The sequence below is a fragment of the Pseudomonas sp. KCJK9111 genome (assembly GCF_046231935.1).
GTDB lineage: Bacteria > Pseudomonadota > Gammaproteobacteria > Pseudomonadales > Pseudomonadaceae > Aquipseudomonas > Aquipseudomonas parafulva_B.
In genome coordinates this window covers 1-11,623 of the sequence record NZ_JBJJMO010000098.1, presented here as the reverse complement: position 1 = coordinate 11,623, position 11,623 = coordinate 1, and the positions used below count along the sequence as shown (strand labels likewise).

7 protein-coding genes are annotated in these 11,623 nt (G+C 64.3%); 1 reads left to right on the top strand and 6 read right to left on the bottom strand.

The window, feature by feature from the left end; all coding sequences use genetic code 11:
- Positions 1-392 precede the first annotated feature (392 nt).
- The 5 genes from ACK59L_RS20710 to ACK59L_RS20690 form a co-directional block, all read right to left on the bottom strand.
- The gene (locus tag ACK59L_RS20710; RefSeq protein ID WP_409275749.1) at positions 393-2,843 is read right to left on the bottom strand and encodes a TonB-dependent siderophore receptor; all 2,451 of its coding nucleotides are present in this window, start codon (positions 2,841-2,843) and stop codon (positions 393-395) included.
- Positions 2,844-2,953: 110 nt separating this feature from the next.
- Positions 2,954-4,603: a cyclic peptide export ABC transporter gene (locus ACK59L_RS20705; RefSeq protein WP_409275747.1), complete on the bottom strand. Its 1,650-nt coding sequence runs from the start codon at positions 4,601-4,603 to the stop codon at positions 2,954-2,956.
- Positions 4,604-4,630: 27 nt separating this feature from the next.
- Positions 4,631-5,464, bottom strand: a complete 834-nt coding sequence (locus tag ACK59L_RS20700) for a formylglycine-generating enzyme family protein (RefSeq protein ID WP_409275751.1) — start codon at positions 5,462-5,464, stop codon at positions 4,631-4,633.
- Between the two features lie 106 nt (positions 5,465-5,570).
- Positions 5,571-6,857 (bottom strand): aminotransferase class V-fold PLP-dependent enzyme, encoded by a 1,287-nt coding sequence (locus tag ACK59L_RS20695; RefSeq protein ID WP_409275745.1) that lies wholly within the window; start codon positions 6,855-6,857, stop codon positions 5,571-5,573.
- A 16-nt stretch (positions 6,858-6,873) separates the two neighbouring features.
- Complete coding sequence (locus tag ACK59L_RS20690) at positions 6,874-8,220, bottom strand: dipeptidase (RefSeq protein WP_058602646.1); 1,347 nt, start codon at positions 8,218-8,220, stop codon at positions 6,874-6,876.
- A 211-nt stretch (positions 8,221-8,431) separates the two neighbouring features.
- Here ACK59L_RS20690 and ACK59L_RS20685 point away from each other — a divergent pair, with 211 nt between their 5' ends.
- Positions 8,432-10,060, top strand: a complete 1,629-nt coding sequence (locus ACK59L_RS20685) for a PvdJ/PvdD/PvdP-like protein (protein ID WP_409275743.1) — start codon at positions 8,432-8,434, stop codon at positions 10,058-10,060.
- 279 nt (positions 10,061-10,339) lie between these two features.
- On the opposite strand, the gene ACK59L_RS20680 is transcribed toward ACK59L_RS20685, so the two are convergent.
- Positions 10,340-11,623, bottom strand: a 1,284-nt coding sequence (locus ACK59L_RS20680; RefSeq protein ID WP_409275741.1) for an efflux transporter outer membrane subunit, incomplete at its 5' end; no start/stop codon positions are given.

Genomic DNA, 11,623 nt, shown 5'->3' with positions numbered 1-11,623 from the left:
AGCAGATTGATCTGCCGCTACCAGAATAGAGCGCACACACATCCAGCCCTATCTATTGCGACCAACTTGGATAGTAGGTGTGTGCTTTTTCTGATCGATTACTAGGCTCCGTGAGAGAAGCCTTGATACTCGGTGATGCTGCGTTGAAAACAGCCTGGATCGCCAGCCCGGTCGGAATGCTCACTTACAACCCGTAAAGTCGAGCGCGGCTCCGACCGTTCCTCGGCTGTTTTCGCCTTGCCTGACCTTCGCCTCAAGACTTTTCACACGGAGCCTAGGTAGGCGTTGCAGATGGCTACAGGATGGGTAGCGTTCGAGCACAGCCGCCTTGCGGCGCCTCGCAGGCAAGCCGGCTCAGTTGCCGAGCCGGCTTGACGTTCCAGGCAGGGGGTTTAGAAGCTATACCGGGTCGTGAACATCACGTTGCGCGGCTCACCGTAATAACCGGTGAAGAACGTGGGGTCCAAGGCGCTGAAGTACTTCTTGTCGAACACATTGTTCACGTTGACGGTGGCGCTCAGCTCCTTGGTGATGTCGTAGCGCGCCATCAGGTCGAACACGGCGTACTGCTGCTGGGTCGCCTTGCCCTGGCTGGTGGTCAGGCTCAAGCCGCTCTGCCAGTTCATGCCGCCACCCACGGTCAGCTGGTTGAGCTCGCCGGGCAGGCGGTAGGTGGTCCAGAGCTTGACCAGGTTGGCCGGCGCCTCGGTCATGATGCGCTCGCGGTCCGAGTCCTTGGTCAGGCTGTGGCTGTAGCTGGCGCTGACGTTCCAGTCGGGCATGACTTCGCCGTAGATTTCCATGTCGATGCCGCGGGTCTTGGCGCCGGACACCGCGCGGTACGCCGACTCACGAACGGTACCTTCGACAGTCTCGCCGGTGGCCACGCCCAGGTTGTCCTGCTTGATTTCATAGAGGGCGACGGCGGTGTTGACCCGCCCCTCCAGAAACTCACTCTTCAGGCCAATCTCGTAGTTGTCACCTTCGCGCGATTCCAGGGTCTTGCCTGCTTGATCGCGGATCGACTGCGGCTTGTAGATCTTGGTGTAGCTTGCGTAAAGCGAGTGGATGTCGGTGAGGTCGTACACCACCCCCGCATAGGGGGTGACGAAACCGCTTTCGCGGGTCGAGGCCCGGCTGTTCAGGCCCGGGTAGGACGGGTTGGCCACGGTTTTTTTCTTGTAGCTGTAGTCGCCTACCCGCGCACCCAGGATCAGCGACAGGTCATCGGTGGGTTTGAAGCGCGCCACCATGTACGCGGCGTTCTGGCGCACCGTGGTGTCGTCGTTCATCAGCTTGCCCACTGAAAGGGGGCGATCGGTGTCGTTGTCCCAGGTGTAGATATTGGCCGGGCGGCCTTCCAGGTCGTCGTCTGCCGGGTCGCTGTAGTCGTGGAATTCCGAACCGCTCAGGCCGATCACCAGCTCATGCTCGCGGCCCAATAGCTGGAAGGGGCCCTGGACCAGGGCGTCGATACCCAGTTGGCGCTGCGAGCCTGAGCCGTCGCCGCCGTACAGGTAGGCACCTTCGCCGGTTTGCTTATCGGGGAAGTCGCCGCTGAGCGAGGCCAGGGAATAGTCACGCGAGCTGTACATGTTGTTGACCGCCACCTTGAGCTTCCAGTCGTTGACCAGGCTTTGCTCAAGGTTGGCGAAGGTGGTGAGCGTGTTCTGCTTACGATAGCTCCAGCGCGAACCTGCGTTGATCGAACGGGAAAAGTCGGTCTGCTCGCCATTGCTGTAGAACAGCGGGAAGCTGGCGAACGATACGCCACGCGGGTTGTTCTTCTGGTAGTCCACGCCCACGCTCAACAGGGTGCTGTCGGTGAGGTCGGCTTCGAGGATGCCGTAGTAGGTCTGTTTTTCCTGCTGGTAGTGGTCGATGTAGCTGTTGCCCTGCTTGTACGCCACGACCGTGCGACCGCGCAGGCGGGCATCGTCGGTCAGGGGGCCAGACACGTCCACCTCGGTGCGGTAAGTGTCCCAGGAACCAGCCCCGGCGGTGATCGAGCCCTGGAAGGTGGAGGTCGGGCGCTTGCGGACCAGGTTGATGCTGCCCGATGGGTCACCGGCACCTGTCATCAGGCCAGTGGCGCCGCGCACGATTTCGACGCGGTCGTAGATCGAAGTGTCGATCAGGCTCTGCGGGCTGGCACTGGTCTGCACGATCAGGGTGGTGGGGATGCCATCGAACTGGTAGCTGTCGATCGAATAGCCGCGCGAATAGATATTCACCCGCTCACTGTCGATGTTCTGCACCGACAGGCCCGGCGCCTGCTTGAGCACGTCGCTGAGGGTGGTCAGCTGTTGGTCCTGCAGGCGTTGACGGGTCATCACGCTGACCGACTGAGGCGTTTCGCGCAGGGACATGGGCAGCTTGGTGGACGCACTGCTGCTGTTGACGGTGTACGAACGGCTGGCTTCGCTCGAACCGTCCAGGTTGCTTTGCACGGTGGTGGCGTCCAGCTGCAGCGAGCTGGTGTCGTTGCCACGACGGTGAATGGTCACACTGTTGCCCTGGATGTCGTACGCAAGCCCCGTGCCTGCCAGCAAGGTGGCCAGGGCCTGCTGTGCGGTGAGGTGGCCTTTGACGGCTCGACCTTTGAGCCCTTGCACATCATCCGGGCTGAACAACACCTGCTGGTCGGCCTGCCGGCCGAACGCCTGCAGCGAAGCGGAGAGCGGCATGGCGGCAATGTCCACATCCACTTCCTGGGCCATCACCTGGGCCGACAACGGCAGGCACAGCGTCATGCTCAGGCTTGAGCCGAGCAGCGTCGTCTGGAAGGCACGGTGAAGCCTGAAGGCCTGGGTGAGCGGGTTGAGCGTGCTAAGGGCTGGCATTACATCCTCTCTGATGGAGTTTGAAATGATAATGATTTGTATTAGTTGCTCAGTGAGACGCATCAGCGTAGGAAAACCGGAAAGAAAAGTTTCAGTCCGGTTACAACGGATCAGGCGGGGTGGAGTGCTGGCGCGATCTTGCCGCGGTGCAGGCGCACCAAGTGGTCGGCGATATCGAAGTAGCGATCGTCGTGGGAGATCACGATGATGGTCTTGCCCAGCCGCTTCAGGTCTGGCAGCAGCTCGGTATAGAAGATCCGCCGGAACGTCGGGTCCTGGTCGGCGGCCCATTCATCGAACACCAGGACGGGCCGCTCCTCCAGCCAGGCGCTGACCAGCGCCAGGCGTTTGCGCTGGCCGGTGGACAGGTCGGTGGTGCTGAACACCCCGTCGCGGATGCTCACCTTGTGGTCGATCTCCAGGCGCCTTAGGTAACGCCCTGCGTCATCGGGCAGCGGTTGGTCGCCCTGGATCACGTCATCGAACAGGTAGTAGTCGGCGAAGATGGTGGTGAACAGCTGGCGATAGTCATCGCGGGTCTGGGCCGTCACGGGCTGGCCGTTGAGCACGATGCTTCCGGCCTGCGGGGCGTACAGGCCCAGCAGCAGCTTGATCAGGGTGGTCTTGCCGCAGCCGTTTTCACCGACGATGAACACGATGTCGCCTTGCTCGACCTGCAAATTCACCGGCCCGAATTGGAAGGGCTCGGCGCCCTCCACGGCAGGGAAGGTGTAGCGAACGTCCTTGAGTTCGAGCGAGTTCATGGCCAAGGCTGGCTTGCGTGCGTCGTCCAGCAGCAGGTGTGGTTCGGGCGAGGAGAACTGCGTGGACAGCGCAGCAATGCGGCGAAAGGCGATCTGGGCCTTGCCGATGATCGGCAGGGTGCTGATCAGGTGCTCCAGCGGGCCCTTCATATACAGCAGCACCAGCACGAAACCGCTGGTAACGCTCTTGTCCGCCGAGGGCCAGTACGATTGCAGGGCCAGCGCCACCGCAATAACCACGAAGAACAACATCGAGCCCAGGGTCTTGGCGATCACGAAGGTGTTGATCGAGCGGACCTGGGTGGCGCAAATCCGGTTGGCCGTGTCGCGGATGCCGTGGCTGAACATCCGTTGACGGCGTGGACGATGAATACGCAATTCCTTGGCGCCTTCGGCGATGGCGCTGTAGTGCTTCTGCAAGTCGTCCTCGGCTTCTCGGGCGGCTTCAAAGCCACGCATGCCCCTGGCTTGTGCGATGAACTGCAACACGGTGCCCACGCCGATGGCCACCAGGATCACCAGGAACATCTGCCACGACAGGTGTGCCAGGTAGCCCAGGCACCCCAGCGTCACGGTGAGCGAGATGGCCAGCGGGGCGAAGACGTAGGCGAAGTCGCTGATGGTGTCCACATCATGGGTCAGTACCGGGATCAGCCGGTGGCTGCGGTAACGCTCGATCTGGTCGATGGGTGCGGCCAGCACCTTTTCACCCAGCTGACGACGCAAGGTCGCGATGACGTGCTGGCCTACGTAGTTGGTGCCCATGTCGGACAGAATCGAGCTGAGCAGCGCCAGCAGGCACAAGCCGGCGAAGCCCAGCACTACGCCCTGGGTCAGGCCGGCGTCGCTGTGCAAACTGCTGTTGATGGTGGCCAGCAGAGCGGTGACGCTCAGGCCACCGATCATGCCCAGGACGATGCAAACCGTGACCAGGGGCCAGAACGGCTTGAGCAGGGCGAACAGTTCCCTGACGGCGCCACGAGGTGGATGGGTCATGTGTTTCTCCTCAATCGCGTGGGGCTGTCAGAGTTCGCGGACGACTCGGAAACCAAGGAAGTCGCCGCGCACCTCGGGGGAGCGGTTGTTGCGGTTGCCCGAGCGCGAAAACACCGGGGCCTCGCCCCAGTCGTTGCCGCGCATGACGCGTTTCTCGCAGTTGCCGGTCTTCCAGGCGCTGCCATCGGCAGGCGCGCCCTCGTAGTCAGGGTTCAGGCAATCGGCCGTCCACTCGTAGACATTGCCATGCATGTCGTACACGCCAAAGGCGTTGGCCGGGTAGCTGCCCACGGGCGCGGTGTAGGAGTAGCCATCGGCGGGGCCGTAGGTGTTGGCGTGCTGGCTGATGCTGTAGGCCTTCTCGTCGTTGTTGTCGAAGGGGAACGGGAAGGGGCCGGTGGAGCCGGCCCGGGCGGCGTATTCGCGCTGCGCCTCACTGATCAGACGGTAGGTGTGCCCGGTCTTTTTCGTCAGCCATTGGGCGTACGCATCGGCGTCGAACCAGCTGATGCACACCGCCGGTTGGCGAGGGCCCTGCTTGTAGGTGGGTTTGCTGGCCTTACAGAAGCGGCCAGGACGGGTGTCGCCATCGGCGATTTTGACCCCGGTTTCCCGGATGTACGCATCCAGCTCGCCGGCGGTGACCGGGAAGCGGCCCACCGCGAACGGTTTGGCGAAGGTCACGGTGTGCTGCGGGCCTTCGTCGTATTCGCGGCCCACTTCATCCTCCGGGGTACCCATCAGGTAGCTGCCGGCGGGCAGTACCACCATTTCCGGGCAATGTGGGCAGTCCTTGAAAACGCTACCGGGTTTGATCGCTTCGCCTGCGTGGACAACAGGGCAGGCCAGCAGGCCGAGCATTACGGCAGCGCCTAGCTTGTGCAGGGTGCTGGACAATGGTTTGGGTGAAGCGCAAGGCAGGTTGGGCATGGTGATAAGTCCGTGATCGGTGGTCTGCATGAAGGGTTCAGCGGCGCAAGCGTGGCGTGAGTACGGCGATCAGACGGTCGATTTCGGCTTCGGTGTTGAGCAGGCCCGGTGCAGTGCGCACCACCGGTCCCACGTCGCGCGATACCGCATCGACGACGATGCGCTGGCTGTTGAGGTAGGCGGCGACCTCGTCGGCATCCTGGTCGGCCACGCGAAAGAAGGTGAAGCCAGCCGATTGGCGGGTGCTGCGCGGCGTGACCAGCTGCACGCCCGGCAACGTTTCGAGCCGCTGCCTGAGGTAGTCATTGAGGCCGTGGATGCGCGCCTGGATGGCGGCCTTGCCGTGCTGCAGGTGCAAGTCGAAGGCTGTGCCCAGCGCCCACCGATGTTCGAAGGCGTGATAGCCGCCGGGGGTGAAGGTGGTGGCGAAATCCTCGTCCTCGGAAAAGGTCGCGATAAGCGGGTTCAGGTTATCGAGTGCGGTGGTGGCAGCGCAGATGATCCCTGTGCCGCGTGGGCCGAACATCCACTTGTGCGTGCCGGCAATGAAGTAGTCGCAGTTCAGGTCGGCAAAGCGCATGTCCTCGACACCAAAGCCATGTACGCCGTCGATGACGTACAGGATGCGCTCATGCTCGGCGCGGTCGCGGTTGGCCTCGCGGACCAGTTCGCCGATGGCGCCGACCGGCAGCTTCACGCCACTGCCCGAGTGCACCCAGGTCATGCCCAGCACGCGGGTCTTGGGGTTGATGGCCGCCTTGATGGTGCTCAGCACCTGGTCGGTGGACAGGTTCCACGGCTCGTCGAACAGCCGCAGGCGGCGTACCGGGGTGCCGTCGCGGGCGGTGCGAAAGTCCAGGGTGTGGCGCGCTGCGGAGTGCTCGTGCACCGTCGTCAGGATCTCTTGCCCGGGTGCTAGCTTCAGCCCACCGTAGATCAGGCCCAACCCCTCGGTGGTGCTGCCGGTCAGGGCAATTTGCCGCGGGGCGACTTCCAGGTAGCGGGCCGCCGCTTCGCGCACCTGCGCTTCGTGTTTCCATTCCGACTGGCTGTCCCAGTCCACCAGCCGTGCCGGGTGCCGGTCCAATTGCGCGCGCAAGGCCTCGATGGCCTCGCGCACCGGTCTTGGGTGCGACGTGATCAGGAAGTTGGCGAAGTGGGCGTAGGCCGGGTCGAGGTTGAACAGGCTGCGAAAGCCCGCCCAGGCGTCAGCGCCTGTGGCGGGTGTGGGCGCGGCCTGGGCGGCGGGTATCAAGTGGCCTGCCAGTGGCAGGCTGGCAGCGAGCAGGCTGGCCTGCTTCAGAAAGGCGCGACGGTCGTTCATCTAAGGGCTCGCATCATCATCGGGAGGGGGTGGCGCCAGGGGCTGCTGCCGCTTGTACCTGCTGCCAGACACGCAGGAAATTGCCGCCCCACAGCTTGCTGATGTCAGCTTCGGAGTAACCCCGTGTAATCAGTTCGGCCGTAACGTTGCGGGCCTCGCTGGCGTCCTGCCAGCCGTCGATGCCGCCGCCTTCGTTGAAGTCCGAACTCAGGCCGACATGGTCGATGCCGACCTTGCGCACCGCATAGTCGATGGCGTCGCCGTAGTCCTTGAGCGTGGCTGGCGGTTCTTCGTCGAGAATGGCGTACAACGCATTGGCGTACTGGCCCACTTTCTGTTCAGGCCAGCCCGCGATGACGGGGTCGCCCGGCATGAGGGCGTAGTTCAGGTCGGCCAGGGGCGGCAGGGCATAATCGCTGCGCAGCGCGTTGAGCCGCTGCTGGGTTTTGCTGCTCAAAGGTTTGAGGTAGGTGGAGAAGGCGACGATCTGGATGACGCCGCCGCTGTCCTTGATCAGTTGCATTTCCTTGTCCGACAGGTTGCGGCGAATGTCGACCATCGCCCGGGGCGCTGAATGCGACGCCACCACCGGTGCCCGGCTGAGCGCCACGACCTGGGCCAGTGCCTGGCTGGACATCTGCGACACGTCGATGACCACCCCCAGATCGTTCAGGCGCTGTACCGCCTGTTTGCCTATGGGTGACAGGCCTTCGAGTGCATCGACGGTGTCATTGAAGAAGGGCAGCGGGCGCGAGGAGTCGGCCCAGCTGTTGTTGCCCACATAGCTGAAGCCGAACAGGCGCATGCCCCGCGCGGCCCAACGGTCCAGCTGGTCCAGGTCGTCGCCCAGTGCGTAGGCATTGAGCATGCTGAGCAACACCGCAAACTTGCCTTCGCCGTGCAACCTACGCATGTCCTGCGGGGTATAGGCAATGCCCACCCGTTCGGGAAAGTCGCGGACCATGCCCATGATGGCGTTGTAGCGCACCTCTTGCGTATGGCGGGCGGCCTCGACGAAGCCGGGGGTAGGGCGGTGTGGACCATTGTCGCCGGTCCAGGATTCGGGCCAGGCGAAAAGGGTCAGGGCAGCGGCAGACAGGCGCCCGCGCGCCGCTTTGTTCAGGTCGAAGCGACCCGCACCGTCCTGGTCGGCTTCGCTGCCTTCGGTGCCGAAGGTCAGCGGCAGCGTGATGTGGCTGTCGAACGAAAGCAGGCGCTCCTGCAGGTCGTTGGCCTGGCGCATGACCTCCCTGGGGTAGCCTGCCGGTGTGTCGAGATAGTCCCAGGCCGCCCACCCGGCACCGGCGGCCACGGCCGCGGCCAGGCTGATATACAGGGCTTTCTTCCAGCGTGGTGTCGTCATCTTGGTCTCAGTAGGTTCACCGTCGAGGGATGGGCTTGGATGCCGCCGCTACCTGGAGGGAACGAGCTGCGATGGCAGAAATTTAAGCCCCTGCCGCCTGGCTGAAGGCAGGTGTCAGCGCGCACTGCAGCGCTAAATTTCGCCCGCCGGGCCACGTCCTAGCCTTGGATGGGCCGTGCTCCATGGCCGAAGTGAAAGCACAGGTAGGGCAATGACGATTTCTCGACGCGGGTTCATCGCCGGTGTGGCATTGACGGGTATGGCAGTGCCAGGCGCGCGGTACCTGCAGCGGCGGCGAGCCAGTGAAGAGCAATACCCTGAGACCCCTGGCGAGGCGGTGGTGGAACTCGCCGATACGCCTGTCAGGCAACTGGGCGACACCTTGCGCGGTATCTGGCACTGGACACCTCAAGGCCGCGAGGCCGGGCTTGCCGGCGTGCCGCCAGGGGAGCTTGAGCTGTTCCTGGATGTGGCTTCGAGCGGGCGGGGTTTGCGCGGCTACCTCGACACCCCTGAACGTTTGCGCAGTACCCTGGAGCCACGCTATCGGGTGGTGGCTGACTTGTTGCTCGATCAGCCAGGGACGCTACGCTGGCGGCTGTTGGCCACGGACGCCAACCCGCTTGGGGCACGCTACGAGTGCCAGGTTGTGCTTGACGAGGTCTGGGGGGCGTACGGCAACGCAGGGCCTGCGACCTTGAGCGGGCACGTGGCGGCATTGGAGCGGCCCTTGGCGCTGCCTGTGCAGGACAACCGTTTCCTGGCGCTGAAAAAAACCTTTCCCGAAGCGCGAGAGCGCACGCCGTTGTCGGCGCCGTTGCTGGCCAAGTTGATCGCGCCGGAACACCGGCTGTTTCACCAGCTGTGGCATGCGTCGCGGGACAAGTGGCACAAGCTCGATGACGAAAAGCGCGGTGCGCTGCGAGGGCTGGGCTGGCAGCCAGGGCCAAGGGCGCGCGAGCGTGATGCCCGGGGCCGGCACAAGGACCGCAACGGCTCCGGCGAGGACTTTCTGTTCATGCACCGGCACATGCTGGGTAACGCCAGGGCCATCGAGCCTTTACCGTCGTGGGGGCGCTTTCCCTTACCCCAACCAGCGCTCGAGTGCGACCGCGCAGGGTTTGCGGCCTACTTCGACAACCATGACGGCAATGCCTTGCCGCCTACATGGTTGGCCGATGATGACGAGGAGTACACCCAGTGGGTGCGCGACATCAAGAGCCCGGACACCTTCTACGGCAACTTCCAGGTTTGGGAGTCGCGCTATGGCGATCCTCATTACCTCAGTACGCTGACCTTGGGGCAGCTTGGCTCGGAGCTGGAGCTGGGCCTGCATGACTGGCTGCACATGCGCTGGGCCTCGGTGCCGCGCGATCCGGCCAACGGCATGCCGGTGCCGATGGCGCGCACGCCCGACGACTATGCCCAGCGCTGGTATGGCGCCGAGAACGATTTTCTCGGCGACCCTTTTTCATCCCATGTGAACCCGGTGTTCTGGCGCTTTCATGGCTGGATCGACGACCGCATCGAGGACTGGTTCCAGGCCCATGAACGGCTTCATCCTGGTGAGGTGCGGCGCCTGGAGGTCAACGGCGTGCCCTGGTTCGCGCCGGGGCGCTGGGTAGAGGTCGCCGACCCCTGGCTGGGGCCGGATACCCATGGGTGCTCTACAGTGCCTGGGCTGCGCCCAGGGCGGAGCGTGGAGATGGACCCGGAGACCATGAAGCTGGCCCTGCGTATCATCTATGCCGAAGACGAGCGTTTCGCCGCGTTACGGCCCAAGGTGCCGCAGCGGCCGTGGTATGCCCGGCATCTGAAGGTGATGCGGACGTCGCGGTAAGGGCTTGGGGCAATTCATGCAGCGATGGGACGCAAGGCGGCCCCGACAATATGCGCTGCGACGCTGGGTTCTTGGGGCTGCTGCGCAGCCCAACGCGGCCGGTCTGGCGCCCCGGCGAGGCCGCTCCAGGACTATACCGGAGCAACTGCCTTGCATCGCATCCAAAGGCTAGCCCGTGTGGGAGCGGTCTTGCCGGGGCGCCGGACCGGCCGCGACAGGCCGCGCAGCGGCCTCGGCTATCCTGGCGTTTTTCGAGCTCAGCGTTGCGCCTACGGTGCATCACCTCCCACCTCCCACCTCCCACCCACCACCCAGCGCCTTGTAAAGCGCCACGCTCGCTTGCAGGCGGGCCAGGCGTAGCGTTGCCTGCTGGTCCTGCGCCGTATACAAGGTGCGCTGGGTTTCCAGCACGGTCAGCACGGTCTCGGCGCCTGCCCCGTAGCGCTGTTCGGCCAGGTCAAAGGCCAGTTGGGCTTGTCGCACTTCTTCGTCCTGCCAGTGACGCTGGCGGTCGACACCGTCAAGGGCATTGAGCGCCTTCTCCACATCGCTCAGGCCAGCGAGGATGCTGCTGCGATACTGCTCCAGCAATTCGGCCTGCTCGGCCTCGGCCAGGTCGCGGGAAGCCCGCAGCCTGCCGTTGTCGAAAATCGGCGCAAGCAGGCCGGAGGTCAGGGTGTAATAGGGGCTTTCCAGTGTCTGGGCGAAGGTGCGGGCGCCGCTGCCAAGGGTGGCGCCAAGGGTTACCTTGGGCAGCATGGCCGCTCGGGCCACCTGCACGTTGGCATTGGCCGCTGCCAGGCGGGCCTCGGCGGCGGCAATATCGGGGCGACGGGTCAGCAGGTCGCTGGGCAGGCCGCTGTCGACCGTCGGCCAGGCCACGTTGGCGAACGGCTGACGGCTGGTTGGCAGTTGCTGCACCGGGTCGCCGAGCAATGTCGCGAGGGTGATTCGGGCGTCTTGCACGCGTTGCGCCAAGAGGGGGATCTGACGCGCCTGGGCCGCGACCAGGCTGCGCTGCTGGGCAAGCTCCAGGCGTGTTGCCGAGCCTGCGCGCTGACGCGCCTGGGCCAGGCGCAAGATGCCCCGTGCATTGTCCAGGTTCAGTTGGGCGATGCGCAGTTGCTCGGCCAGGGCCAGGCCCTGCAGGTACGTGTTGGCAATGTCGCTGAGCAGGGTCAGCTGCACCGTCTGCCGGTCGAAGCGGCTGGCTTGCAGTGCGTGCAGGGCGTTGTCGCGGCTAGCCCGCAGGCCGCCCCAGAAATCGATTTCATAGCTGGCACTGAGCTGGGTATCGAACGCGGTGCTGGTGCGCTGGCTGCTGGTGGCATCGAGGTCGTTATAACCCTCGCCCTTGAGCAGCCGCTGGCGGCTGGCATCCACGCCCAGTTCGACCGCTGGCAGCAAGGGTGCATTGGCGATGGCGGCACGGGCTCTGGCCTGGCGGATGCGCGCGGTGGCGGCCGCCAGGTCGTGGCTGTTATGCAGGGCGCGTTGTACCAGGTTGTCCAGTTCGGGGCTGTTGAAGGACTGCCACCACTGACGCGCCGGTCCATCGGCCTC